At 69.5% G+C, this 24,697-nt stretch carries 24 protein-coding genes; 11 read left to right on the forward strand and 13 right to left on the reverse strand.

Features of this window, described 5'->3' with window-relative positions; all coding sequences use genetic code 11:
• The first annotated feature begins 87 nt into the window (after positions 1-87).
• From OG978_RS21950 to OG978_RS21980, 7 genes are all read left to right on the forward strand, one after another.
• On the forward strand, positions 88-486 hold the full coding sequence (locus tag OG978_RS21950) for a hypothetical protein (RefSeq protein WP_326766851.1): 399 nt from the start codon (positions 88-90) through the stop codon (positions 484-486).
• Positions 483-2,279, forward strand: coding sequence for an alpha/beta hydrolase (locus OG978_RS21955; RefSeq protein WP_326766852.1), 1,797 nt, complete (start codon positions 483-485; stop codon positions 2,277-2,279). The genes OG978_RS21950 and OG978_RS21955 overlap by 4 nt, the downstream gene beginning before the upstream one ends.
• 83 nt (positions 2,280-2,362) lie before the next feature.
• The gene (locus OG978_RS21960; RefSeq protein WP_326766853.1) at positions 2,363-2,818 is read left to right on the forward strand and encodes a hypothetical protein; all 456 of its coding nucleotides are present in this window, start codon (positions 2,363-2,365) and stop codon (positions 2,816-2,818) included.
• 280 nt (positions 2,819-3,098) lie between these two features.
• Entirely contained in the window at positions 3,099-5,384 is a 2,286-nt protein-coding gene (locus OG978_RS21965; protein WP_326766854.1) for an alpha/beta hydrolase, read from the forward strand.
• Positions 5,381-5,995: a hypothetical protein gene (locus OG978_RS21970; protein ID WP_326766855.1), complete on the forward strand. Its 615-nt coding sequence runs from the start codon at positions 5,381-5,383 to the stop codon at positions 5,993-5,995. The genes OG978_RS21965 and OG978_RS21970 overlap by 4 nt, the downstream gene beginning before the upstream one ends.
• Before the next feature lie 179 nt (positions 5,996-6,174).
• On the forward strand, positions 6,175-7,185 hold the full coding sequence (locus OG978_RS21975; protein ID WP_326766856.1) for a C40 family peptidase: 1,011 nt from the start codon (positions 6,175-6,177) through the stop codon (positions 7,183-7,185).
• 290 nt (positions 7,186-7,475) lie between these two features.
• The gene (locus OG978_RS21980; RefSeq protein ID WP_326766857.1) at positions 7,476-8,207 is read left to right on the forward strand and encodes a phosphatase PAP2 family protein; all 732 of its coding nucleotides are present in this window, start codon (positions 7,476-7,478) and stop codon (positions 8,205-8,207) included.
• 52 nt (positions 8,208-8,259) lie between these two features.
• Here OG978_RS21980 and OG978_RS21985 read toward each other — a convergent pair whose 3' ends face one another.
• Positions 8,260-9,918 carry an FAD-binding oxidoreductase gene (locus OG978_RS21985; RefSeq protein ID WP_326766858.1) on the reverse strand — a complete coding sequence of 553 codons (1,659 nt, stop codon included), beginning with the start codon at positions 9,916-9,918 and terminating at the stop codon, positions 8,260-8,262.
• Between the two features lie 126 nt (positions 9,919-10,044).
• Positions 10,045-10,245 carry a hypothetical protein gene (locus tag OG978_RS48345; protein WP_442817728.1) on the reverse strand — a complete coding sequence of 67 codons (201 nt, stop codon included), beginning with the start codon at positions 10,243-10,245 and terminating at the stop codon, positions 10,045-10,047.
• A 132-nt stretch (positions 10,246-10,377) separates the two neighbouring features.
• On the opposite strand from OG978_RS48345, the gene OG978_RS21990 reads away from it, so the two are divergent.
• Together OG978_RS21990 and OG978_RS21995 are read left to right on the forward strand one after the other, a co-directional pair.
• Positions 10,378-11,301, forward strand: coding sequence for a hypothetical protein (locus OG978_RS21990; protein ID WP_326766859.1), 924 nt, complete (start codon positions 10,378-10,380; stop codon positions 11,299-11,301).
• A gap of 162 nt (positions 11,302-11,463) precedes the next feature.
• Entirely contained in the window at positions 11,464-11,658 is a 195-nt protein-coding gene (locus OG978_RS21995; RefSeq protein ID WP_326766860.1) for a hypothetical protein, read from the forward strand.
• Positions 11,659-11,688: 30 nt separating this feature from the next.
• On the opposite strand, the gene OG978_RS22000 is transcribed toward OG978_RS21995, so the two are convergent.
• Positions 11,689-12,039 (reverse strand): metal-sensitive transcriptional regulator, encoded by a 351-nt coding sequence (locus OG978_RS22000; protein ID WP_326766861.1) that lies wholly within the window; start codon positions 12,037-12,039, stop codon positions 11,689-11,691.
• A gap of 199 nt (positions 12,040-12,238) precedes the next feature.
• Here OG978_RS22000 and OG978_RS22005 point away from each other — a divergent pair, with 199 nt between their 5' ends.
• Both OG978_RS22005 and OG978_RS22010 read left to right on the forward strand, forming a co-directional pair.
• Positions 12,239-12,859 carry a DUF47 domain-containing protein gene (locus tag OG978_RS22005; RefSeq protein WP_072488031.1) on the forward strand — a complete coding sequence of 207 codons (621 nt, stop codon included), beginning with the start codon at positions 12,239-12,241 and terminating at the stop codon, positions 12,857-12,859.
• Between the two features lie 5 nt (positions 12,860-12,864).
• A complete protein-coding gene (locus OG978_RS22010) occupies positions 12,865-13,863 on the forward strand; it encodes an inorganic phosphate transporter (RefSeq protein WP_326766862.1) in 999 nt (332 codons plus the stop codon).
• A 125-nt stretch (positions 13,864-13,988) separates the two neighbouring features.
• Here OG978_RS22010 and pstB read toward each other — a convergent pair whose 3' ends face one another.
• The 10 genes from pstB to OG978_RS22060 form a co-directional block, all read right to left on the reverse strand.
• The gene (gene pstB, locus OG978_RS22015; protein WP_266416316.1) at positions 13,989-14,765 is read right to left on the reverse strand and encodes a phosphate ABC transporter ATP-binding protein PstB; all 777 of its coding nucleotides are present in this window, start codon (positions 14,763-14,765) and stop codon (positions 13,989-13,991) included.
• Positions 14,766-14,793: 28 nt separating this feature from the next.
• Positions 14,794-15,879 carry a phosphate ABC transporter permease PstA gene (pstA, locus tag OG978_RS22020; RefSeq protein ID WP_326766863.1) on the reverse strand — a complete coding sequence of 362 codons (1,086 nt, stop codon included), beginning with the start codon at positions 15,877-15,879 and terminating at the stop codon, positions 14,794-14,796.
• Positions 15,876-16,871, reverse strand: a complete 996-nt coding sequence (gene pstC / locus OG978_RS22025) for a phosphate ABC transporter permease subunit PstC (protein ID WP_326766864.1) — start codon at positions 16,869-16,871, stop codon at positions 15,876-15,878. The genes pstA and pstC overlap by 4 nt, the downstream gene beginning before the upstream one ends.
• Before the next feature lie 156 nt (positions 16,872-17,027).
• On the reverse strand, positions 17,028-18,164 hold the full coding sequence (gene pstS, locus OG978_RS22030; RefSeq protein ID WP_326766865.1) for a phosphate ABC transporter substrate-binding protein PstS: 1,137 nt from the start codon (positions 18,162-18,164) through the stop codon (positions 17,028-17,030).
• A 210-nt stretch (positions 18,165-18,374) separates the two neighbouring features.
• On the reverse strand, positions 18,375-18,824 hold the full coding sequence (locus OG978_RS22035) for an NUDIX hydrolase (protein WP_326766866.1): 450 nt from the start codon (positions 18,822-18,824) through the stop codon (positions 18,375-18,377).
• Complete coding sequence (locus tag OG978_RS22040; RefSeq protein WP_326766867.1) at positions 18,821-19,819, reverse strand: CHAD domain-containing protein; 999 nt, start codon at positions 19,817-19,819, stop codon at positions 18,821-18,823. Before OG978_RS22040 ends, OG978_RS22035 begins: the two co-directional genes overlap by 4 nt.
• A complete protein-coding gene (locus tag OG978_RS22045; RefSeq protein ID WP_326766868.1) occupies positions 19,806-22,058 on the reverse strand; it encodes an RNA degradosome polyphosphate kinase in 2,253 nt (750 codons plus the stop codon). The genes OG978_RS22040 and OG978_RS22045 overlap by 14 nt, the downstream gene beginning before the upstream one ends.
• A 261-nt stretch (positions 22,059-22,319) precedes the next feature.
• Positions 22,320-23,345 carry a hypothetical protein gene (locus OG978_RS22050; RefSeq protein ID WP_326766869.1) on the reverse strand — a complete coding sequence of 342 codons (1,026 nt, stop codon included), beginning with the start codon at positions 23,343-23,345 and terminating at the stop codon, positions 22,320-22,322.
• Positions 23,342-24,238: an ABC transporter ATP-binding protein gene (locus tag OG978_RS22055; RefSeq protein ID WP_326766870.1), complete on the reverse strand. Its 897-nt coding sequence runs from the start codon at positions 24,236-24,238 to the stop codon at positions 23,342-23,344. Before OG978_RS22055 ends, OG978_RS22050 begins: the two co-directional genes overlap by 4 nt.
• Positions 24,235-24,645 (reverse strand): GntR family transcriptional regulator, encoded by a 411-nt coding sequence (locus tag OG978_RS22060; RefSeq protein ID WP_326766871.1) that lies wholly within the window; start codon positions 24,643-24,645, stop codon positions 24,235-24,237. The genes OG978_RS22055 and OG978_RS22060 overlap by 4 nt, the downstream gene beginning before the upstream one ends.
• Between the last annotated feature and the right edge of the window lie 52 nt (positions 24,646-24,697).

Consider the following 24,697-nt stretch of genomic DNA (forward strand, 5'->3'; position numbering starts at 1 on the left):
GGGGCTGCTCCGCTCGGCGGGCCCGGGTGCGTGGCGTGTCGCGTCCGCCGGGTTTGGCACAGTGCCGCTCCGCGATCAAGGAACGGGGTGAGCGGCGTGGCAGTGGTGGGGCAGCCGGGGGGCCGGCAGCGGCTGAGCGACCTGGTGGGTGGTGGGGACGTACTGAAGCACAGCGACGGTGCCTGGCTGCGGGCAGCCGGTGGTGCGGAGGGGATGTGTACGCACCTGGGCCCGGTGAAGTCGGAACTGGAGACCGCACACGAGGGCCTCCTTGCCGGGACCGGCGGACTGACCGCGCTGGGGGAGCTGTGCGCTGTACGGGAGTCGTGGACGCGGAGGTTCGAGGCGGCGAGCGGGGAGTGCCGGGCGCTGGCCGGAAAGCTGCGGGCCGTCGCCCGGGCCCAGGGCGAGACGAACGAGACCGTGAAGTCCGCCTTCGCTCCCGTGGCTTCGTCGGCTTCGACTGGTGGGGACGGGACGCGATGACCCTGACCTGGGCGCAGTTGCGGGACCTGAAGTGCGGCGAACTGGAGGGCGCGGCCGACGGGTGGGGCAAGGCGAGCAACCGCGCCGACGCGGGCCGGGACCGGATCGAGACGCAGCTGCTGAACGGGTTGCGCGATACGCAGCACGGCGAGGCGGCGAAGGCGGCGGTCGGACGGCTGCGGCAGATGAGCCGGAACCTGAGTTACGTCTACACGGAGTGCGGCCTGCTCCGTACGACGCTGAACAGCCTGGCCCATGAACTGCGGGCCCAGCAACGGGCGTTGCGGGAAGCGCTGGACGACGCGGAGGCCCTGAAGTTCACCGTGCACGCGGACGGTTCGGTGACGTATCCGGCGGCGGGCGAGGGCCTGATCGACGGCAAACCACTGCCGGGCGGCACGGCGACGGTGGGGGCCCAGGCGCCCGGCCTGCATCCTCCTCCGGGCATGGTCGCCCCCAACCCGAACGTGGCGAAGGCGCAGGACATCGCGGACCGGGTGGCGAAGGCGGTGCGGACGGCTGCCGAGATCGACTGGCGGTACGCCCGGATCCTGCGGAAGCTGAAGGCCGAGGAGGGCCTGAAGGTCCCGAACTCGACGTGGAAGGACGCGGCGGGGGACGCGGCAGCGGTACGGGAGGCGGCACGCGGCTACCTGAAAGCCGCGATCCCGTACGACGCGTCACCGGCCGAGCGGAAGGCCTGGTGGGCCGCCCTGACGGACGAACAGCGCGAGGAGTACCTCGCGGTGTACCCGGACCGGATCGGCAACTTGGACGGCATTCCGGCCTTGGTGCGGGATGCGGCGAACCGGGACAACATCCAGCTGTTGATGGGCAAGTTGGAGGGGCGGGACGACACGAAGTCGGAGACGCAGTTGGCGGCGCTGCGGGAGATCGACCGGCAGTTGCGGGTCGGCAGTAAACCTGGTGAGCCGCCAATGTATCTGTTGGGTATTAACGACGAGGGAAATGGGCGCGCGATCGTTTCCTTCGGGAATCCCGATACCTCGAAGAATGTATCGGCCTATGTGCCGGGGTTGAATACGTCCCTTGACGAGGACTTCGCGAAGAACGACCTCAAGCGTGCCCGTGACACCGCCATCGGTACTCGCATCCATGATGCCTCGAGTGCGTCGATTGTATGGCTTGGTTACGACGCACCACAGTCCCCGGACGGGTTGGACAGCTTGGCAGTCATGGGTGATGAGCGGGCTGAAAAGGGTGGACGTGCCTTCAACGGGTTTATGGACGGCCTGTCAGCTACGAATCATGACGGCGATCCTCACTTCACAGCCATCGGTCACTCTTATGGATCGCGCACGGTGGGTGCGGCAACACAGCAGGGTGGCGGGATTCCGGGAGTCGACGACATCGTTCTCGTGGGGAGCCCCGGAGTAGGAGTCGGTCGCGCGGAAGACCTCGGAGTTGGAAGTGACCACGTTTTTGTTGGTGCAGCAGAGCACGATGTGGTGACCAAGCTTCCATCTAGGCAAGAGAGCACCGTGGGCATTGTGGGGACGATCGCCGCTGGTCCAGTGGTCGGATATGTGGCGGGAGACCTCGCGGATCAGGGTGACGACGATCTGTGGTTCGGCAAGGACCCGGCGAGCGAGGGATTCGGCGCGAGGCGTTTCCCTGTTGACGAAGGACCGAGTCTGCTCAGTGGCGGGCGAATCACATTCGATGCACATCGCCAATACTTCGACCCAGAAAGGGATGCTTCATCTGCCAACAGCATCGCCCTGATTGCTGCAGGAAAGCCTGAGAGGGTCAAGGTTGAGGAGCATCGATGAGGATCAAGTTTCGAACGATGATTGTGGCGCTCATTTTCTGTGTGCCACTCGCTGGATGTGTGAGTGACGGAAAGGAGGCTGACATGGATATGCAGGGGGCTGCGGACTATGCGGATGAAATCATGGACGCGACAGTAAATGGTATTGAGCCGGAGGTGGAATGGGTTCATGGGCCAACAACCACGGGGGGCTGCGCGGTGACGCGTAGGCGTGTGGTGATGACTGTTGTGTCCGCAGCGCGCCGAGGGAACTTTCTGGGCTTGGTGGAGCGCATGTGGCGGAGTCGTGAATACAGGATCAAGAGTGTCAATCGCGACATGGACTCCCCGGCCATCTATGCCCAGACGCGAGATGGTTTCGGTGTCACTCTGATCGTTGGGGGCGAAGGGCAAGTGTTCTTCGAGGTCGACAGCCCATGCGTGAAGGAGTCTGAAGTCGCGGATCCCGTCACTGAGCCCAATGGGCCGACCTATGCGGACGCCGAGATCATTCCCCGCCCCCACGTCCACTCCGACTTCTGGTCCGCCGGAGCGTCCTGACGCCCCGTTGCTGTCCCCAATGACCCGTAACGGGGCGGTCGGTGGGGAAACGGAAGGGTGGGGCGGGAGCACGGACATTGAGTCCGGCATTGGGCCCTGGGGCCCATGCCGGGCCCCGCGTTGTTGTGGTCGCATACGGATACCGGGGGAACTGTCGCTGCGCCCACTCACAAAGCTGGGGAGACTCGCCGTGTCTGGCATACGAGAACTAGCGGTACCGGGTGGTGCCGCCTTGAGCACCGCCGAGGTCCCTCCGGGCAGACAGCCACTGTCGCGCCCCTTGCAGGCGGTACTGATTCTCGTCCGATTGCTCTTCGTCCTCACGGTCGTAGGCGCGTTCGACGCGCTGGTCGTGGCCTCGTCCGTCGACGCGGTGGACGGCCGGCTGCTGGGCATGGTGCTGTACGCGTCGCTTCCCGGCATCGCCGGGTTCGTGTTGTCGCTGTACCTGCGGACCGGTGGCGTCTGGGTCTGGCGCGGGCTCCTGGCCGTGCACGCCTGGCTCCTGCTCGGTGCGCTGGCGACGCTGAACGACGCCGAGAACGGCCGAGGCGTGACGCAACTGGTGCTGCCTGTCGTCCTCCTCGTCCTGCTGACCCGGTCCAGCTCCCGCGCATGGTTCAGGCTCACGCCCGAACAGCGCGTCGAGCACCGGTCGTTCAGCACCGTACGGCGGCTGATCAAGGCGCGTCGGGACAACGGGCAGACCGCGATGGAGTACCTGGGCATGATCCTCGTGGTCGTGGCCCTCATCGGCGGGCTGGTGGCCACGGGGATCGGCGGGCAGGTGTCCGGCCAACTCCGGAACGCCATCTGCCAGTTGACCGGAAGCGCCTGCCCGCCGCCTGGTGCCGTCGCCGGTGGCGGCGGCAACGGGAACGGCAGCGGGAACGGCAGCGGGGGCGGGAACGGCAGCGGCGGCAGCGGTGCCGGGTCCGAAGGTGCGACCGTGACCGGTGGAACGGGCTCCGGCGGGTCGGACTCGACCGGGGGCAGCGGTGCTTCCGGGGGCAGCGGGTCCGGCGGTAGTGGCTCCGGTGGCAGCGGGGCCGGTGGGTCCGGGGGCTCGGGCGGTGCCAGCGGTGCTGGTGGTTCAGAGGGAACCGGCGGTTCTTCTACAGAGGTCAACGCGGGTAGACAAACCCCGGTCCCCGGTTCCACCGACAAGTCGAAGGGCGGCTTCCTCGACGGCGTCGTGGGCGACGACGGTCTGCTGGGCGACGTCACCGGGGCCATCGACACGATCGCGCACCCCGTCGACACCGCCAAGGGCGTCGCCGACCAGTACGCACAGGCCGCGAAAAAGGCGAGCGGCAAGTGGGACAAGGGCAAGTACGTGGCCGGCGCCTTGGACGTGGCCAAGGGTTCCGGCGGAGGCGGCAGCGCGCTCACCGGGCTGCCCGGGTCCGGTACGCGCGTCGAGTCCGCGGTACGGGACGGGGAGCGGCAGTACCTCAACGACCGCATCCCGCGCGGCTCCAGCCCGGCCGGCCGCAGGGCGTGGTGGCACGGGCTGACGCAGGCGCAGCGTGACCGGTACCTGGAGCTCTCCCCGGACCAGATCGGCGGTCTGGACGGGATTCCGGTGGCGGACCGGGACACGGCCAACCGCCGTAACCTGCCCGGTCTGATCTCGAAGCTGGAGGGCCGGAGCGACAAGGCGTCGCAGGAAAAGCTGGCCGGGCTGCGGGAGATCGACCGGCAGCTGAAGGAGGGCAGCCAGCCCCCGATGTACCTCATCGGCATCAGCGACGAGGGCAACGGGCGGGCGATCGTCTCCTACGGGAACCCCGACCGCTCGAAGAACGTGTCGGCCTACGTGCCGGGTCTGAACACCTCCCTCGACGAGGAATTCGCGAAGAACGACCTCAAGCGCGCCCGTGACACCGCGATCGGCGCCCAGGGCTACAACCCGTCCAGCGCGTCGATCGTCTGGCTCGGGTATGACGCACCGCAGACGCCGGACGGGCTGTCGAGCCTGGCGGTCGCGGGCACCGGCCGGGCGGAGAAGGGCGGCGCGGCCTACTACGACTTCATGGGCGGCATCGCGGCCACCAACCATTACAGGGACCCGCACATCACGGCCATCGGGCACTCCTACGGTTCGCGCACCCTCGGCGCCGCGACCCAGAAGCTCGGGGGGATCCCGGGGGTGGACGACATCGTCCTGGTCGGCAGCCCCGGGGTGGGCGTGGACCGTGCCGTGGACCTCGGCGTCGGTGCCGGGCACGTCTTCGTCGGCGCCGCGGCCAACGACCCGGTGACCAAGCTCCCGTCCAAGACGCAGGTCGTCGTGGGTGGGATCGGGATGCTCCTGGGCGGTCCGGCCGGCGCGTACGCCGCAGGGGACCTGGCCGACCCGGGCGACGACGACCTCTGGTTCGGCAAGGACCCGGCGAGCAAGGCGTTCGGGGCCACGCGGTTCCCGGTGGACCCGGGCAAGCCCATGAGCTTCGACTCGCACTCCAACTACTTCAACCCGGTACGGGACGCCATGTCCGCCGACAGCATCGCCCTTATCGTGTCGGGACACTCCGACCGGCTCAAGATGGAGGAACAGCGATGAGGCGCAGGTTCCAGATCGTCGCGGTGGCTCTGGCTGTCGGCTTCACGCTGTCCGCCTGTGGCAGCGAGAATGCGCAGTCGGGTGCGCGCACGAGCACCACGGCCACCAAGAGCGACAAGAGCGACAAGAGCACCGAGGGCACCAAGGGGAACGGCATGAACATGCAGGAGGCCGCCGATCGGGCCGACGGCATGCTCGACGCCGTACTGAAGAAGATCGACCCCGAGGTGCAGTGGGCCCACGGCCAGACGACCAAGGGCAGTTGCGATGTGACGCGCAGGCGCACCGTCATGACCATCGTGTCCGCGGACCGCCGGCAGAGCTTCCTGGACCAGGTCGAGAAGTTCTGGCGCGCCGGTGACTACCGCATCAAGGCGAAGAACACCGACGAGCAGTTCCCGGCGGTCTACGCGGTGACGAAGGACGGCTTCGGCATCAGCGTGAGCATCCGCGCCAAGGGGCAGGCCTTCTTCGAGGCGGACAGCCCCTGTGTGAAGGCGTCGGAGGTCGCCGACTCCGCGTCCCAGCCGAACGGGCCGGCCTACAAGGGCGTCTACCCGCTCCCGAGCCCCAATGTGCGCTCCGACTACTGGTCCGCCGGGGCATCCTGACGGCCACTCGGTCACACGACCATTCGGTGCGCCGGTCGATCCGGCCGGTGCACCGAATGCGCCGTGTCGGTGGCTCCGTGCGCCGGTACGGCCGGTCGGTGAGCCCCGGTGATTCGGAAGACTCGCACACACCCTCGAAAACGCCCATGAACGGGGCCCCGATGGGGGATGGTTGAGGGGTGCGGAAATTCTGGGTGGTCGGTGGCATCGGTGTCGGCATGGCCATGTGCTTCGTGGCGCTGCTCGTCGTCGGTACGTACTCCGCCGCCGCCGGACTTGCAGGTTCCGGTGGCGGCGGAGCCGTTGCGCTGGCCAAGGGGGCCGTGCCCGCTAAGTACCAGCCGCTGGTGGAGAAGTGGGGCAACCTCTGTCCCGCCATCAATCCGGCCCTGCTGGCCGCCCAGCTGTATCAGGAGAGCGGGTGGAACCCCCGGGCCGAGAGCCCCGCCGCTGCGCAGGGCATCGCCCAGTTCATCCCGGGCACCTGGGCCGGACACGGGATCGACGGGGACAAGGACGGCGACCGGGACGTATGGGATCCGGCTGACGCGATCCCGTCCGCCGCCTCGTACGACTGCGAACTGGCCGGCTACGTGAAGAAGGTGCCGGGGGATCAGACGGACAACATGCTCGCCGCGTACAACGCCGGCGCGTACCGGGTGATCCGGGCCGGTGGAGTTCCGGACATTTCAGAGACGCAGAACTACGTCACCATCATCCGTTCCCTGGAGAAGAGCTTCGCCAGGCCCGTCGGGCGTGTGCAGCCCTCGCAGCAGGCGGCCGGGGCGATCTACTTCGCGCAGAAGAAGCTCGGTACGCCGTACCTCTGGGGCGGGAACGGCACGCCGGAGCAGAACGGGCGGTTCGACTGCTCGGGGCTGACCCAGGCCGCGTACCGGACCGTGGACATCGAGCTGCCCCGGGTGGCGAACGATCAGTACAACGCCGGGCCGCACCCCTCCCGGGACGAGCTGCTCCCGGGCGACCTCGTGTTCTTCTCCGACGACCTGACCAACTCGCGGGCCATCCATCACGTGGGGCTCTATGTCGGAGGCGGGTACATGATCAACGCTCCGTACACAGGGGCCGTGATCCGGTTCGACAAGATCGACACGCCCGACTACTTCGGCGCGACGCGCGTGACCAAGGACGGGGCCGCGGCCCTTCCGACGACCCGGCCGGCGCCATGACGCAGCGACGGCGGTGGCCGGAACTCTCTGTGAAGCCTGGGCCCTGAGCTGCGACGATGAGTCACTCTTCGATAACGTCATGGTGATCATTCGGTGGAGAGTGGAACGCACGCACAGCGGACGTCGTTCCCTGGGTGGACCGGGGTGACGGCGCATCGAGACCGACCATGCGGCGCGGCACCGATTTACGCAGTAGTGATCCACGCAGTGATCGAACCGACACGGGGGTTCGTCAAAGCGGTGCACACGGGTGTGCCCGCGGCAGCAGACAAGGCAAGGGGCCGCAGCAGATGGCTGGACTCGCACTGGATGGGTCGAACCCCGACGTCAGCCTGCTCTACGACATCAACGGACTCGCGAAGTCCGCTCCCACCTGGTTCGACCGGGTCATGGAGTTCGTCGGTGAGTACGGAATCATGCTCGGCATGGTCCTCGTGGTCCTGTGGTGCTGGTGGAGCGTGCGCCGGCGCGGCACGGCCGACGACTCGGTGACGGCGGTCTCCGGGATCGTCTGGGCGCCGCTCGCCGCCGGGATCGCGCTCCTGATCAACATCCCGATCCGCGGATTCGTGCACCGGCCCCGCCCGTTCAAGGACCACCAGGGGCTGGACGTCCTGGTGGCGGGGAAGAACGACTTCTCCTTCGTGAGCGACCACGCCACGATGGCGATGGCGCTGGCCGTCGGGATCTTCGTGGCCAACCGGAAGTTCGGTATCGCCGCGATCGCGCTCGCCCTCGTGGAGGGCTTCTGCCGGGTCTACATGGGCGTCCACTACCCGACCGACGTCATCGGCGGATTCGCGCTCGGCACGGCGGTCGCTCTGCTGCTCGCCCCGCTGGCGATGATGCTGCTGACCCCGTTGACGGCGGCAGTCTCGCGTTCGGACCGGTTCGGATGGCTCGTACGGTCGCGCCGACCGGTGCCGTTGACGGCGGCCGGGAGCCGGACCGGGGCGTTCGGAATCCCCGAGCCCCGGCCGGGCACGGGCGGCGGGGACGGCGAGAAGGACCTGGCCGCGTAGGACGGCGTCCTCCTGCCGCGCGTCCCAGCACCACGCGCCCCGCGAGCGCCTGTCAGAGCGCCTGCGGGAAGGCGAAGAGGCGCTGCGGGTCGTACTGCTTCTTCAGGTCGGTGAGGCGGTCGGCCGCCGAGCCGTAGTAGGCCCGGCGCCAGTCGGTCAGCGTCGGGTCGGTGTAGTTCTGGTACGCCGCTCCAGAGGCGTACCGGCGCATCGCCGCGTGCGTGTTTTTCAGCCAGTTCTGTTGGGCGCTGCCCGCCGTGCCGGGGCTCCAGGCACCGATGTACTGGGCAAGTACGCGCGAGCCGCGGTGGACGAAGGCCGTCGACTGCGGGGAGACCCGGTTGATCGCCCCGCCGAGTGCGGTGAGCGCGATGGAGCCGCCGCCCCCGTTCTGTGTCACCGGGATCCGGGTGAACGCCTCGGTCCGGTCGAGCAGGGCCTGCACGCCCGCCGGGGACAGGGGGCGGTCGTAGAAGTCGGACGCGGCGGCGTACGTCTCGCGCTGGAGCGTGCCCTGGGTGGTGCGGCCGGGCGTCGTCCCCGGCAGATGGCACTGGGCGTCGGTGATGCCCGAGCAGCCCGCGTACACGAGCATCGACTCCTGGTAGCTGCGGCGGCGCAGCGAGACGGAGGAGGCCGAAGCGCCGATCCGGTCGGCGAGGCGGTCGACGGCGTTCTGCAGGTCGCCGTACGTACCGAGGCTGAACGCGGCGACCGAAACGGTCGGGTTGCCGCCCCCGGGGCCGGCCGCGAGGTGTGCGGAGGACCAGATCTCGTCGGGCTGGGACGGGCCCCACTCCTGCCAGGCCGAGACGACGGACCGGGCGCGTGACCACGGCCACGACATGTACGCGGTGACGGTCTGCGGGGCCGGGCGGGTGCGGAACGTCAGCTCGGTGACCACGCCGAAGTTGCCGTTGCCCGCGCCGCGCAGCGCCCAGAAGAGGTCCGGGTGGTGATCGGCGTCCACGGTGAGGGTCTTGCCGTCGGCCGTGACGAGCGTCGCCGCGGTCAGGCTGTCGCAGGTCAGGCCGTACGCGCGGGAGGCGACGCCGTGGCCGCCGCCGAGGGTGAGGCCGGAGATGCCAACGGTGGGGCAGGAGCCGCCGGGGATCGTCAGGCCGCCCGGGGCGAGGCCCTGGTAGACATCGATGAGTTTGGCGCCCGCGCCGATCGTGCCGCTCCGTTCGACGCGGGACAGTGACGAGACGTCAAGGACGAGGCGTCCGTTCCCGCTTGACCAGCCCGCGTACGAGTGACCGCCGCTGCGGATGGACACGGGGGTGGCCGTACGGCGGGCGAAGGCCAGGCATTCGCGGATGTCCGCCTCGTGCCGGACGTAGGCGACGGCCGCGGGCTTCAGGCCGTCGAAGCGGGTGTTGTAGAGCTGACGGGCGGTCGGATAGGCGGCGTCCTGGGGCCGTACGAGGCTGCCGTCGAGGCTCTTGGCCAGGGCGGACCAGTCCGCCGGCCCGGCGGGGGAGGCCTTCGGCGGGGTCGGTGAGGCGGGTGAGCTTCCCGTGCTGTCCGCGCTGCCCGAGGTGCCGGAAGCGTCGGAAGTGCCGGACGTGCCCGTGGAGTCGCCGCCGGAAGCGGAAGTGCCGCTGCAGGCGGTGGTGGTGACGCCGGTGAGCGCCACTGCGGCGCCCGCGGTGAGCAGGGTGCGCCGGGCGGGCAGGGTGCGCCGGGCGGGCAGGGGCGGCAGGTTCATCGGATCTCCGAGTCTTGACGCTGACGGGCCGGACGGTGGGGGGTGGCGGAGGCCGGGTGCGGAGGAAGCCGGGTGCGGGGGGATCAGCTGGAGAAGCCGGGGCCGGCGGACGTACTGGGAGAGATGTCAGGGTGCCGCGCGGTGCTCCGCGGCGTCCGTGCGTGCCCGGTCTCTGGAGCGGCGGGCTGGTCCGGACCAGCCACAGGCGCAGCGTGCGGTGCAGAAGGAGCCGCGCTCCACGGTCGTGGGCTCGTGCCCGACGGATGCGGATGCGGAAGCGGGGGCGGGAGCGGTCGGCGGGACCTCGTCGGTGCGTTGGTCATACACCCATCCACGGTACTGGGCACGGCCACCCGGCGGTGTGGCCGATGGGGGCGGCGTGACGGGGGACACGGGCCGTCGTTATGCGGAACGGACGGGCCTCTCGGGCAGGCGTTACGCGTTGGGGGTTGGCAGGCGATGGTGGTGCAGCAGCACAGGTCCGGAGGCGGGGCGCGCGCTGTCTGCGCCCTTGCCGTGGTGGGCGTGATGGCGGCGACCGCCGGATGTTCGGGCAGCGGTGGCGGCGGTGACCGTGCCGTGGCCGATGAGCGGGGCGGGGCTGACGCCCTCGACGCTGTCCACCGAGCGGCCGCGGTGCTCGCGGGGACGGTGAGCGGGACCGGAACGGCGGCAGTGGCCGGGGCCGCCCCCGCCCCCGCTTCAGGGGCCGACCCCGCCGCCGGGACCGCCGAGGTGCTCACGTCGATGGAGACCGCGGCGGGCGGGACGCGGGTGACCATCCGGGGCCGGGGCACGTACGACTTCCGCAGCCGGAGTGGCCGGCTCACGGTCGTGCTGCCCAAGGATGCCGCCGGTCAGGACGAGCACCGTCCCATCACCGAGCTGCTGGCCCCCGGCGCGCTCTACATGATGAACCGCGGCGCCGGAGTGCCCGCGGACAAATGGGTCAGGGTCGACACGACGGCCCTGGAGGACGGCAATCTCGTCACCGGCGGGGTGACCGATCCGATGGCCGCCGCCGAATTGCTGCGCGGGGCGCGGCAGGTGACGTACGTGGAGAAGACCGTGCTCGCCGGGGTCCCCGTGCGGCACTACCGGGGGACGGCGGACATCGGGCTGGCCGCGCGCGAGGCCGCGCCGGGATCGCGGGCGGCGCTGGCCGCGGCAGCGAAAGGGTTCCGCAAGGACACGGTGCCGTTCGACGCGTACCTCGACGAGCAGGGGCGGCTGCGCAAGGTGCGCCACCGGTTCAGCTTCGCCAACGAGGGGCCGGCGGCGGAGGTGGTGTCGACCACACTGCTGTACGGGTTCGGGGTGCCGGTCTCCGTACGGCTGCCGGACGGTCGCGACATCTATACCGGGCAGATCCGACAGGAATAGCCGAGCGGCGGACGGGCGCGGGTGTGGAGGTGGGCGCGGGTGTGGATGCGGGCGGTGACATAGGCATGCCGGCAGTGGCGAAATGGTCCGTCCGTGCCATGCGCGGCGTGTGGTCCGCTCCCTACGCTAGGAAGTCGGCGACGGAAGTGAGAGGCGAGTGACGTGGTGACGCTCAGCGCGCGGACCGTATCCGACCATGTGGCCCTCGCCGAGATCGAGCTCTGCGGCGAGCTGATGATCGCCGCGTCGGCCGCGATCGGGGAACGGCTCAGTGCGGACCGTATCGACGAGGTGCTCAACGTCCACGTGATCACCGACCGGACCACCGTCCCCCGGCAGGGCGACCACCGGGGGTGAGCGCGGCCCCGCGCCCGCGAGCCGCCGCCATCAGGTACGGAGCAGCCGGGCGATCGCCTTCGTGGCTTCCTCGACCTTGGCGTCGATCTCCTCGCCGCCCTTGACCGCCGCGTCCGCGACGCAGTGCCGCAGGTGCTCCTCCAGCAGCTGGAGGGCGAATGACTGGAGCGCCTTCGTGGACGCCGAGACCTGGGTCAGTATGTCGATGCAGTAGACGTCCTCGTCGACCATGCGCTGCAGGCCGCGGATCTGGCCCTCGATCCGGCGCAGCCGCTTGAGGTGCTCGGCCTTCTGGTGGTGATAACCGTGTATGCCCCGGTCGTGATCGGTGACGGCGGATTCCGTCTCCGCGGTGGTCCCGGCGGTCTCGGTGGTGGTCATTACTGCCTCCCGTTTTCCCTTTACCCTGCCGTTTATATACCCCTGGTGGGTATATCCTAACGAATTCAGCTGAAACGTGACCGGGGGCCCGTGCTGATCACTGTGCCCGATGCGCGACACTGAAGAACGCCGGTTAGCCGTGGCCGGATGATGCGCCTAGCATCAGCCTGACCGAATCCAAAGCACCCGAGGACCCCACGTGCGCTTTCGTCTGACCCCCAGGGAGACGAGCTTCTACGACATGTTCTCCGCATCCGCGGACAACATCGTCACGGGCTCGAAACTCCTGATGGAACTGCTCGGGGCGGACTCTGCCTCCCGAGTCGAGATCGCGGAGCGCATGCGGGCAGCGGAGCACGCGGGGGACGATGCCACCCACGCGATCTTCCACCAGCTGAACTCCTCTTTCATTACGCCGTTCGACCGCGAGGACATTTACAACCTCGCGTCGTCGCTCGACGACATCATGGACTTCATGGAGGAGGCCGTCGACCTGGTCGTGCTGTATCAGGTCGAGGAACTCCCCAACGGCATTGCCCAGCAGATCGAGGTGCTGGCCCGTGCGGCCGAGCTGACCGCCGAGGCGATGCCCGGTCTGCGGACGATGGACAATCTCACCGAGTACTGGATCGAGGTCAACCGTCTGGAGAACCAGGCGGACCAGATCCACCGCAAACTGCTCGCTCATCTCTTCAATGGCAAGTACGACGCCATAGAGGTGCTGAAGCTCAAGCAGATCGTGGACGTGCTGGAAGAGGCGGCCGACGCGTTCGAGCACGTCGCCAACACGGTGGAGACCATCGCGGTCAAGGAGTCCTGAACCACGTGGACACCTTTGCGCTGATCGTGACCATCGGTGTCGCGCTCGGCTTCACGTATACGAACGGCTTCCACGACTCGGCGAACGCCATCGCCACATCCGTCTCCACCCGTGCGCTCACCCCCCGCGCGGCGCTGGCGATGGCCGCGGTGATGAACCTGGCCGGTGCGTTCCTCGGTAGCGGTGTCGCCAAGACCGTCAGCGAGGGTCTGATCGCGACGCCCGAAGGCAGCAAGGGGATGGGAATCCTCTTCGCCGCGCTCGTCGGCGCGATCATCTGGAACCTCGTCACCTGGTACTTCGGGCTGCCGTCCTCGTCCTCGCACGCCCTGTTCGGCGGCATGGTCGGCGCGGCGCTCGCCGGCGGGACGATGGTGCACTGGGACGGGGTGCTCGACAAGGTCGTCATCCCGATGTTCGTCTCCCCGGTCATCGGTCTGGTCGTCGGCTATCTGGTGATGGTCGCGATCATGTGGATGTTCCGGAAGTCCAACCCGCACAAGGCCAAGCGCGGCTTCCGGATCGCACAGACGGTCTCGGCAGCGGGCATGGCGCTCGGCCACGGTCTCCAGGACGCGCAGAAGACCATGGGCATCGTGGTGATGGCCCTGGTCATCGCCGACGTCGAGAGCCCGAGCGACCCGATCCCGGTCTGGGTGAAGCTGGTCTGCGCGCTGATGCTCTCGCTGGGTACGTACGCGGGTGGCTGGCGCATCATGCGGACGCTCGGCCGGAAGATCATCGAGCTGGACCCGCCGCAGGGGTTCGCGGCGGAGACGACGGGCGCGTCGATCATGTTCGGCTCGGCGTTCCTGTTCCACGCGCCGATCTCCACGACGCATGTGATCACCTCCGCGATCATGGGTGTGGGCGCCACGAAGCGGGTGAACGCCGTGCGGTGGGGTGTCGCCAAGAACATCATCCTGGGCTGGTTCATCACCATGCCGGCCGCGGGGCTGGTCGCCGCCGCGAGCTACGGGGTCGTGGTTCTGCTCTTCGGCTGACGGCCCGCCATGATGATCACGGCGGTACGGAAACGGGGCCGCCCCCACTCCCTCTGCGGGGAGTGGGGGCGGCCCCTTCGCCTTGCGGTGGCACCGCCATGCAGCACCTCAAGGCCGTCTGGGGTCTATCCGAAGCGTCCCGAGATGTAGTCCTCGGTGGCCTGGACGGACGGGTTGGAGAAGATGCGTTCCGTCTCGTCGATCTCCACGAGCTTGCCGGGCTTGCCGACCGCCGCGAGGTTGAAGAACGCCGTGCGGTCCGAGACGCGGGCCGCCTGCTGCATGTTGTGCGTCACGATGACGATCGTGAACCGCTCCTTCAGCTCGCCGATCAGGTCCTCGATGGCGAGGGTGGAGATCGGGTCCAGGGCGGAGCACGGCTCGTCCATCAGCAGCACGTCCGGCTCGACCGCGATCGCGCGGGCGATGCACAGGCGCTGCTGCTGACCGCCGGAGAGGCCGGAGCCGGGCTTGTTCAGCCGGTCCTTGACCTCGTTCCACAGGTTGGCGCCGCGCAGGGACTTCTCGACGATGTCGGGCAGCTGGCTCTTCTTGTACGAGCCGTTCAGCTTGAGGCCGGCCGCGACGTTGTCGAAGATCGACATGGTCGGGAACGGGTTCGGACGCTGGAAGACCATGCCGACCGTGCGGCGCACGGTGACCGGGTCGACGTTCGCCCCGTACAGGTTCTCGTCGTCCAGCAGCACCTTGCCCTCGACGCGGCCACCGGGGGTGACCTCGTGCATGCGGTTCAGGGTGCGCAGGAAGGTGGACTTGCCGCAGCCGGACGGGCCGATGAAGGCGGTCACGGAGCGGGGCTCCACGGTCATCGAGATGTCCTCGATGGCGAGGTGGGAGCCGTAGTAGGCGGACAGGCCGCTGACGTCGATGCGCTTGGCCATCTGAATCACTGCTTCTTTCGTGCCGCGGTCAGCGGCCGGTCTTCGGGGCCTTCCAGCGGGCGATGCCGCGGGCCACCAGGTTGAGGATCATGACGAAGGCGATCAGGACCAGCGCGGCGGCCCAGGCACGGTCGTACGACTGGTCGGTGCCGACCTTGTACTGCTCCCAGATGTAGAACGGGAGCGAGGACTGTGCGCCCTGGAACGGGTTGGTGTTGATCAGCTGGCTGCCGAAGACCAGCAGCATGATCGGCGCGGTCTCACCGGCGATCCGGGCGATCGCGAGCATCACACCGGTGGTGATGCCGCCGATCGCGGTCGGCAGGACCACCTTCAGGATGGTGCGCCACTTGGGGATGCCGAGGGCGAGCGATGCCTCGCGGAGCTCGTTCGGGACGAGCTTGAGCATCTCCTCGGTGGAGCGGACCACGACCGGGAGCATCAGGATCGTGAGCGCGAGCGCACCCATCAGACCGGACGGCTGGGTCTTCGTCATCAGCATGATCGACAGGATGAAGAGACCGGCGACGATGGACGGGATGCCCGTCATGACGTCGACGAAGAAGGTCACGGCCTTGGCCAGGGCGCCCTTGCCGTACTCCACCAGGTAGACGGCGGTCAGCATGCCGATCGGGGCGGAGATCAGGGTGGCTATGCCGACCTGCTCCAGCGTTCCGATCAGTGCGTGATAGACGCCGCCGGTCGGCTCGGAGCCGAGCACGCCGGCCATCGAGTGGGTCAGGAAGTACCCGTCCAGGCGCTCCGCGCCCCGGCTGATCGTCGTCCACAGCAGCGAGGCGAGCGGCACGACGGCCAGCAGGAAGCAGACCCAGACGATGCTGGTGGCGAGCCGGTCCTTGGCCTGGCGCCGGTTCTCGACGACCGAGGTCGTGATGTACGAGATGACGACGAAGAGGAGGGCGGAGAACAGCCCCCACTGGGTGCGGCTCTGCCAGCCCGCCACCGCGCCGGTGCCCACGCCCAGTGCGAGCGCGACGACCGCGAAGGCGATCGGGGCCCAGCGGGGGAGTGCCCGGCTGCTCAGGCTGGTCGGGCGGGCGGGCGCCGTCGGGGCGGGGCGCTCCTGTATGCCGGTGTTGGCTGCCTGGCTCATGCGTTGGCCCCCGAGTATTCCTTGCGGCGGGCGATGATCAGCCGGGCCGCGCCGTTGACCAGCAGGGTGAGGACGAAGAGTACGAGACCCGAGGCGATCAGGGCGTCGCGCCCGAACTCGTTGGCCTCGTCGAACTTCGCGGCGATGTTCTGGGCGAAGGTGCCGCCGCCCGCGTTGAGCAGATGCCCGGAGATGATGAAGCTCGGCGACAGGACCGTGGCGACGGCCATCGTCTCGCCGAGCGCACGGCCCAGGCCCAGCATCGAGGCGGAGATCACGCCGGAGCGGCCGAAGGGGAGCACCGAGAGGCGGATGACCTCCCAGCGGGTGGCGCCCAGGGCGAGGGCGGCTTCCTCGTTCATCTTCGGGACCTGGAGGAAGACCTCGCGGCTGACGCTGGTCACGATCGGCAGGATCATGATCGCGAGCAGGATGCCGACGGTGAAGAGCGAGCGGGCGACGCCGACCTCGGTCTTCTCGAAGATGTACGTCCAGCCGAAGAACTGGTCGAGCCAGAGGTTCAGGCCCTCCAGGTACGGGACCAGGACGAGGGCGCCCCAGATGCCGTACACGATGCTCGGCACAGCGGCGAGCAGATCGACGACGTACGCGAGGGGCGCGGCCAGCTTGCGCGGCGCGTAGTGCGAGATGAACAGGGCGATACCGACAGCGACCGGGACGGCGATGGCCATCGCGATGATCGAGCTGACGATCGTGCCGAAGAGGAGGACCGCGATACCGAAGACCGGCGGGTCGCCGGCCGGGTTCCAGTCGAAGGTGGTGAAGAAGTTGCCTTCGTTCTCGGACACGGCGAGCGAGGCGCGATAGGTCAGGAACACGGCGATCGACGCCATGATCACGAGCAGCAGAATGCCCGAGCCCCTGGAGAGGCCCAGGAAGACCTTGTCGCCCACGCGCCCGGACTTGGTCCCGGCGCGCTTGCGCGCCACCGGCGGTGCCGGCGGCGTTTCTATCGGTGTGGTGGAAGCCATGGTCTTTCCGGTCTGTGTGGGGGAGCGGTCTGGCTCCCCTGGCGGCGGTGCACCGGATGGGTGGTGGCGGACCGGTCCGGAGGGGTGCACCGGACCGGTCTGCCGGATGTTGCTGGTGTTGCTGAAGGTGTTACTGGTGGGGCTTGCCCGTCCCGGTTACGAGAGGGAGGCGATGGTCTCGCGGACCTTGGCGTTGATCTCGGTCGGGATCGGCGCGTAGCCGGCCTCGGTGAGGAGCTTCTGGCCCTCGTCACCGGCGGTGTAGTTCAGGAAGGACTTGACCGTGGGAAGGGTCTCGGCCTTGTTGCCCTTGTCGCAGACGATCTCGTACGTCACCAGGACGATCGGGTAGGCACCCTCGGCCTTGGTCGTGTAGTCGAGCTCCAGCGCCAGGTCCTTGCCGGTGCCCTTGATCTTGGCGGCGGCGATGGCCTTGGAGGCGTTCTCCGGGGTGGCCTTGACCGGGGTGGCGCCACCGGTGTCGATGTCCACGGTGGAGATCGACTGTGAGGTGGCGTAGCTCAGCTCGAAGTAGCCGATCGAGCCGTCGACCTGCTTCACCTGGGCGGCGACACCGGAGGAGCCGGACGCGGCCTGGCCACCGGGGGCCGGCCACTTCTTCTCGGCCTCGTACTTCCAGTCGCTCGGGGCGGCCGCGCCCAGGTACTTGCCCAGGTTCTGCGTGGTGCCGGAGTCCTCGGAGCGGTGGAAGGCCTGGATCGGCTTGTCCGGGAGCTTCGCGCCGGTGTTGAGCTTGGCGATCGCCGGGTCGTTCCACTTCTTGATCTTGCCGTCGAAGATCTTGGCGAGTGTGGGGGCGTCCAGCGTGAGGCTGTCGACACCCTCCAGGTGGAAGCCGATGGCGACCGGGCCGCCGACCATCGGGAGGTTGATGCCCTGGCCGCCCTTGCAGATCTTCTTCGAGTCGGCGACCTCTTCGGGCTTCAGCGCCGAGTCGGAACCGGCGAAGCCGACCGTGCCCTGGTTGAAGGCGACGATGCCCTCACCGGAGGAGGACGACTTGTAGTTGATCTCGACGCCGGAGCAGCCGGCCATGTAGTTCTTGGCCCAGAGGTCCATGGCGTTCTTCTGCGCGCTGGACCCGGAGGCGGGCAGCTGGCCCTTGGCGTCGTCGCACTTGATGTTCGACGCGGCGCTGGTCTTCCCGCCGTTGCCGCCGGTCGTGCCGCCGCTGTTGTCGTCCGAACCGCACGCCGTGAGGACCAGGGCGCCGGAAACGGCGAGGGCACCGAGCGCGGTGGCACGAAGCAGGTTCTTGCGCTGAAGCTTCACTTTCGGGTGTTCCTTCCAGGAGCCGCCGAGGTCTTTTCGTTCTACGACGGCGTGCGATGTGGTGGGTGCTCCGGCGTTGCGCCGTGCCCCGTGCACTGCCGAAGTTAGGCAGAACAGGTGAAGCGGCCTACGGGGGAGAGTGAACGGAAGGTGAACCGTGTCGGACGGTGCGGTTCTGGCCCTCGGTCAGGCCCTCGGTCAGTTGTTCGGTCAGGTGTTCGGCAGCGTCGCGAGCAGGGCGTCCAGCAGATCCCGGTCGCGGTCCTGGGTGAGGCGGGCACGGGCCGCCGCCGGGGAGAGCCAGCTCACCCGGTCGACCTCGGTGCCGGGTACGAAGGAGCCGCCGGTCGCCTCGGCCGCCCAGTAGGCGACCTCCTTGGGCCGGCCGTTCGCGAGATAGCGGACCGTGGGGAGCGGGGTGCCGGGGGCGCAGTGGTGGCCGGTCTCCTCCAGGACCTCGCGCCGGGCGGCGTCCAGCGCCGGCTCGCCGCGCTTCAGCTTGCCCTTGGGGTGTGACCAGTCGTCGTAGCGGGGCCGGTGGACCAGGCAGATCTCCAGCTCGGCGGTGCGCTCCGACCGGCGCCAGAGCACGCACCCCGCGGCGAGCACCGGCCCGTTCACGGCGCGCTTGCCGCCGCGGGCGCCCACCGCCCCGCTCATGGCGCGATCACGGCCGCGGCGGTGTACGGCCAGCTCGTCCGGAACACGGTGCGGGCCGCCTCCACCTCATGGCGCTGGTCGGCGTGGAGCACTCCCAGGGCGTACGCGGTCGCGGGCGCGATACGGGGCGTGCGGGCCGCCGATGCCGCCGCCGCGGCCGCCTCCGAGGCGTCCCGGTGCAGATCGAGCGCGTGCCCCGGCGCGGCCAGGACCGGGTCGGGGGCGCCCCGTACCACCTCGTGGGCGTACCGGTGCAGCCGGAGCAGCAGCCGGGCCCGGTGCCAGGGCGCGTCCTGCGCCTCGTTGTACGGCTCGACCGCCTGGGCGGACGGGAGCGCCGCCACCGCGCCGAGCAGCTGCTGTTCGGCCCGGTCGGCGGGCCGGTACAGCATCTCCTCGGCCGGGGCCGCGGCCGCCGGGGCGAGCGGGACCTCCGAGGCCAGCAGCGCGACGGCGTCGGCCACCGCGTGGAAGCGGGAGGAGCCGAGCGCCTGGAGCGCCGCGGAGTGGGCGCGGGTCCGGGCGAGGGTCAGCTGCCGTTCGAGGAGTGCTCCGGCGCGGGCCGCGCCGACGCCGAGGGCGGCGCGCTCCTTGTCGGCGGCGCTGTCGGGGCCGGCCCCGTTGCGGGCGGTGGGCAGCGAGGTGCCGGACAGGGCGTGCAGCGCTTCGAGGAGCCGGCTCAGCCGGGTCGCGTAGGCGTGTTCCCTGGCCAGAGTGCCCGAGAGCCAGGCCAGTTCGGTACGGAGCTGCTCGGCCCAGGCGGCGTCCAGCGCCGCCCGGAAGGTGTGCAGCGTGCCGCTGATCCGGCGCGAGGAGCGGCGCAGCGCACCGGCGGCCTCCTCGGTTCCGTGGGTTCCGGCGTCCGTGGGGGCGCTGTTCTCGCGGTGCAGGCGCAGGCTGCGGAGGAATTCGGCGGCTTGTTCCTGCAGGTAGGGCGCGAGAACCGCGCCTGCCGTAAGGTCCGCCTGCGTCGTCTGGTGGTCATGGCGTCGCACGCCGGCGCCTCCGGGCGTCAATGAGCATTTCCTGTACGTGCCGCAGCGGCTGGCCGTCCGCGTCCGTGGCGTGCCGGGTCCAGTTCCCGTCGGGACCGAGGTGCCAGGAGGAGGTGGTGTCGGCCATGCCGGTCTCCAGGAGACGGCCGAGCGCGGCGCGGTGGGCGGGATCGGTGACCCGGACCAGTGCTTCGATCCGGCGGTCGAGGTTGCGGTGCATCATGTCGGCGCTGCCGAACCACACTTCGGGCTCGCCGCCGTTGCCGAAGGCGAAGACCCGGGAGTGTTCGAGGAAGCGGCCCAGTATCGAGCGGACCCGGATGTTCTCGGAGAGGCCGGCGACACCGGGGCGGATCGCGCAGATGCCGCGTACCCAGATGTCCACCGGCACGCCGGCCGTCGCGGCCCGGTAGCAGGCGTCGATGATCGCCTCGTCGACCATCGAGTTGGCCTTGATGCGGACGTAGGCGGTCCGCCCGGCCCGCTGGTGCGTGATCTCCTTGTTGATCCGGGCGATCAGCCCGTCCCGCAGGGATTTCGGGGCGACCAGGAGACGGCGGTAGGTCTCGCGGCGGGAGTAGCCGGAGAGCCGGTTGAAGAGGTCGGAGAGGTCCGCGCCGACCTGCGGGTCCGCGGTCAGCAGGCCGAGGTCCTCGTATAGCCTGGCGGTCTTGGGGTGGTAGTTGCCGGTGCCGACGTGGGAGTAGCGGCGCAGGGTGTCGTTTTCCTGCCGGACGACGAGCGAGAGCTTGCAGTGGGTCTTGAGGCCGACGAGACCGTAGACGACGTGGCAGCCCGACTCCTCCAGCTTCCGGGCCCACTTGATGTTGGCCTGCTCGTCGAAGCGGGCCTTGATCTCCACGAGTACGAGGACCTGCTTGCCGGACTCGGCGGCGTCGATCAGGGCTTCCACTATCGGGGATTCGCCCGAGGTCCGGTACAGGGTCTGCTTGATGGCGAGGACGTCGGGGTCGGCGGCGGCCTGCTCCAGGAACGCCTGTACGGAGGTGGAGAACGAGTCGTACGGGTGGTGCAGGAGCACGTCGCGTTCCCGCAGCGCGGCGAAGATGTCGGGCGCGGAGGCGGATTCGACCTCGGCGAGGTCGCGGTGGGTGCCGGCGATGAACTTGGGGTACTTCAGCTCGGGCCGGTCGAGGGAGGCAATGCCGAAGAGCCCGGTGAGGTCGAGCGGTCCGGGCAGCGGGTAGACCTCGGCGTCGGACACCTTCAGCTCGCGCACCAGCAGGTCGAGCACGTACGGGTCGATGGACTCCTCGACCTCCAGGCGGACCGGCGGGCCGAAGCGGCGCCGCATGAGCTCCTTCTCCAGGGCCTTGAGGAGGTTCTCGGCGTCGTCCTCCTCGACCTCCAGGTCCTCGTTCCTGGTGACCCGGAACATGTGGTGGGCGAGGACCTCCATGCCCGGGAAGAGCTCTTCGAGGTGGGCGGCGATGATGTCCTCTATGGGCACGTACCGCTGCGGCGACGCCTCCAGGAAGCGGGTCAGCAGTGGCGGCACCTTGACCCGGGCGAAGTGGCGGTGGCCGCTGACCGGGTTGCGTACGACGACGGCGAGGTTGAGCGAGAGCCCCGAGATGTACGGGAAGGGGTGCGCCGGGTCGACGGCGAGGGGGGTCAGCACGGGGAAGACCCGCTGCCGGAAGAAGGTGAACAGGCGGGCCTGCTCCTTCTCGGTCAGCTCGGGCCAGCGGATCAGCTGGATGCCCTCGTCGGACAGTGCGGGGGCGACGTCCTGCTGGTAGCAGGCGGCGTGCCGGGCCATGAGTTCGCGCGAGCGGGTCCAGATCAGGTCCAGGACCTCGCGGGGCTGGAGTCCGGAGGCGGAACGGGTGGCGACGCCGGTGGCGATACGGCGCTTCAGCCCGGCCACCCGGACCATGAAGAACTCATCCAGGTTCGAGGCGAAGATGGCGAGGAAATTAGCCCGTTCGAGGAGGGGGGTCGCGGGGTCCTCGGCCAGTTCGAGCACACGTTCGTTGAACGCGAGCCAACTGCGCTCGCGGTCCAGGAAGCGGCCCTGGGGCAGTTCGTCGCCGTCGACGTCGGGTTCGTACGCGTCGACGTCGGCGTCGATATCGGGATCCAGGTCGGCGGCGGTCGACAGCGCGCCGTTGGACGCGGCGGTGGCGACGGCGTGCGGCCGGTGCGCGGCGAGTGAGCCGACCGACGGCTGCACGGTGGACTGGACCGGTACCTCGGAGCTGGGCTGCTGGCTCATGGCCCTATTGTTCCGCGCGGACGGCTCCGGGGGCGCGCCGGAGGGTGCGGAGATCGCGGGGAACGCACGGTTGACGGCGTTCGCGCGGTCTCCGCCGGGATTTCTCCCGTTGCGGGGGGTCGGCACAGCTGGCTGCATTTCGAGAGGGTCGCAAGCGCTTCTGAATGGCTGGTAACGGCGACATGACATGCAGGAAGCGGTGTGGCCGTGCCCGGGTGCCCAGAGAGGCACCCGGACACGGCCCGGACACGGCCGGCGGCCCTAGCCGTGGCGGCGGCGCAGCACCCGGAAGGCGACGGCGACGGCGAGGGCGGCCAGGACGAGCAGGAGGCCGGTCTCGACGAGCTGGAGGGGCCAGAAGTGCGAGGCGGGGTGGTAGTCGAAGTAGCGGAACTCGATGTTCTTTTCGGTCAGGCACTGCTTGAAGCCGGGGTCCCACTCCAGGCACGCGCTGTGGGGCAGCCGTCGGCCGGAGTCGGTCAGCCAGCCCGTCCCGACGTTGACCGCCCCGTCGGGGAACCGGTAGTGGCTCCCCTGCTCGAACGTGTCCGTCAGGGTCGGCCACAGGTTGTTGCGCACGGAGTTGAAGGCCGCCACCAGGGCGCCGTACCCGATCACCGTCACGGCCATCGCGGTGAGGGTCCGCCGCAGCACCAGGCCGGCGAGCGCGCCGAGGGCCAGCATGCACAGGGCGTAGCCGACGGGGACGGTGCCCATCGAGCCGTACGCGGTGCGCTCGTGCCACTCCTGTCCTTGGTACGCCCTGTCGGCCCGGCCCTGGGCCCAGGTGCAGGCGGCCGACAGCAGGGAGACGGAGGCCAGCGTCACGACGGTGGGCACGGCGAGTTTGGCGGCGAGCCAGCGGGCGGGCGTCACGGACTGTGCCCACGCCAGCCTGTACGTGCCGCTCTCCAGCTCACGGGCGATGACCGGCCCCGCCACGAATATCCCGATGAGCGCGGGGAGGGCCATCATCAGCAGGCCGGCCCAGTTGAGGACCTCCCGCAACCACATCTGGCGGTCGAGGTACGCGTTGACCGTGTCACCGCAGTCGGGCGTCGTGTGCATGACCGAGCAGCCCGTGGCGGCGAAGGTGTCCAGGACATGCTCGGTCCACAGCCAGGCGCCGACGAGCGAGACGGTGGCCAGGACGGGAAGCACTCCCATGATCCACAGGGCCCATCGGTGCTGGGCCACGACGACCCGCTCCGGGCCGCGCAGACGGCCGCGCGACGCGGTGGCCGCGCGAGGGGCGGGCGACGAGGAAGGGGTACTGATCGCGCTCATACGGCGGCCACCTCCTGACCGGCCTCCGCGCTGGGCGTCAGCAGCGCGGGCGCTTCCGGCGAGCGCAGATGCGCCAGTAGCAGTTCCTCCAGCGAAGGCTCGGTGGCCTCCCAGACGGTGGTGTCCACGGCGCCTTGCCTCCGTACGAGTGCGGTCTGCAGACGTCCCGCGGTGCGGGACTCGACGACGGTGTGCGGTGCGGTGTCCCGTACCGGACCGGTGAGCAGGGTGTGCGCGGCGAGGATGTCCTCCGTCTCGCCGCCGAGGCGGACCCGGCCGCCGTCGACGAGCAGAAGGTAGTCGCAGGCGCCCTCCAGCTCGGTGAGGATGTGCGAGGACATCACGATGGTGGTGGAGTGCTCGGCGGCCTCCGCCATCAGCGCGCCCATCAGCTGGTGGCGGGCGAGCGGGTCGAGGTCGGCCATGGGTTCGTCCAGCAGGAGCAGTTCGGGCCGCTTGCCCAGCGCGAGGGCCAGGGCGAGCCGGGTGCGCTGGCCGCCGGAGAGGTCACGGACCCTGGCGTCGCGCGGGAGCTCCCCGGCGATGCGTTCGGCGATGTCCTGGTCCCAGGTCTCCGGGTTCAGCTCGGCGCCCGCCCAGAGCGTCGCGGCGACCGTCAACTGCGGGTACAGCGGCTTGTCCTGGGCCACGAAGGCCACCCGGGCACGGGCCTCCCCCGGGGCCGCGCCCAGCACCCGTACCGCCCCCTCCGACGGCCGCAGGAAGCCGGCCGCGAGGGCGAGCAGGGTGGACTTGCCCGCGCCGTTGGGCCCGACGAGGGCGCACACCCGCCCGGCGGGCAGCCGGAAGGAGCAGTCGCGCAGCGCCCAGCCCCTGTCTCTGCTCCGGTACTTCATGCCGAGGCCGGTGGCCTCGATCGCAGCGCCTGTCATCCGTCCTGATCCCCCTCGAAAGTCCTGTCCAGTACGGCGGTGAAGAGCGCGCTCACGTCGTCCTTCTCCAGCCCGGCCGCGCGGGCCCGGCGGGTCCAGTCGGCGAGTTCGGCGCGCAGGGGTGCGTCATCGGCGGCCGCCGCGCCGCCGAGGGTCCGGGTGACGAAGGTGCCGAGCCCGCGCCGGGCCTCGACGAGGCCCTCGCGCTCCAGCTCCCGGTAGGCCTTGAGCACGGTGTTCGGGTTGATGGCGGTGGCTTCGACGACCTCGCGCGCGGTGGGCAGTCGGTCGCCGGGCTCCAGCAGGCCGAGGCGGAGCGCCTGCTTGGTCTGCTGGACGATCTGGAGGTACGTGGCGACGCCGCTGCGCCGGTCGATGCGGTACTCGACCGCTGCGGACTCTGCCATGTTCACCCCTTTCACTAATTGAGTAGTGAAAGGGTGGCGTAAAGCGGGGGCG

It is taken from the genome of Streptomyces sp. NBC_01591, assembly GCF_035918155.1.
GTDB lineage: Bacteria > Actinomycetota > Actinomycetes > Streptomycetales > Streptomycetaceae > Streptomyces.

Bases quoted from the DNA above. Each gene is read 5' to 3' on its own strand.
- OG978_RS21955 (WP_326766852.1), top strand. From the start codon at position 483: ATGACCCTGACCTGGGCGCAGTTGCGGGACCTGAAGTGCGGCGAACTG.
- OG978_RS21960 (WP_326766853.1), top strand. From the start codon at position 2,363: ATGGATATGCAGGGGGCTGCGGACTATGCGGATGAAATCATGGACGCG.
- OG978_RS21970 (WP_326766855.1), top strand. From the start codon at position 5,381: ATGAGGCGCAGGTTCCAGATCGTCGCGGTGGCTCTGGCTGTCGGCTTC.
- OG978_RS21980 (WP_326766857.1), top strand. From the start codon at position 7,476: ATGGCTGGACTCGCACTGGATGGGTCGAACCCCGACGTCAGCCTGCTC.
- OG978_RS21985 (WP_326766858.1), bottom strand. From the start codon at position 9,918: ATGAACCTGCCGCCCCTGCCCGCCCGGCGCACCCTGCCCGCCCGGCGC.
- OG978_RS21990 (WP_326766859.1), top strand. From the start codon at position 10,378: ATGGTGGTGCAGCAGCACAGGTCCGGAGGCGGGGCGCGCGCTGTCTGC.
- OG978_RS22000 (WP_326766861.1), bottom strand. From the start codon at position 12,039: ATGACCACCACCGAGACCGCCGGGACCACCGCGGAGACGGAATCCGCC.
- pstB (WP_266416316.1), bottom strand. From the start codon at position 14,765: ATGGCCAAGCGCATCGACGTCAGCGGCCTGTCCGCCTACTACGGCTCC.
- pstA (WP_326766863.1), bottom strand. From the start codon at position 15,879: ATGAGCCAGGCAGCCAACACCGGCATACAGGAGCGCCCCGCCCCGACG.
- pstC (WP_326766864.1), bottom strand. From the start codon at position 16,871: ATGGCTTCCACCACACCGATAGAAACGCCGCCGGCACCGCCGGTGGCG.
- OG978_RS22035 (WP_326766866.1), bottom strand. From the start codon at position 18,824: ATGAGCGGGGCGGTGGGCGCCCGCGGCGGCAAGCGCGCCGTGAACGGG.
- OG978_RS22045 (WP_326766868.1), bottom strand. From the start codon at position 22,058: ATGAGCCAGCAGCCCAGCTCCGAGGTACCGGTCCAGTCCACCGTGCAG.
- OG978_RS22050 (WP_326766869.1), bottom strand. From the start codon at position 23,345: ATGAGCGCGATCAGTACCCCTTCCTCGTCGCCCGCCCCTCGCGCGGCC.
- OG978_RS22055 (WP_326766870.1), bottom strand. From the start codon at position 24,238: ATGACAGGCGCTGCGATCGAGGCCACCGGCCTCGGCATGAAGTACCGG.
- OG978_RS22060 (WP_326766871.1), bottom strand. From the start codon at position 24,645: ATGGCAGAGTCCGCAGCGGTCGAGTACCGCATCGACCGGCGCAGCGGC.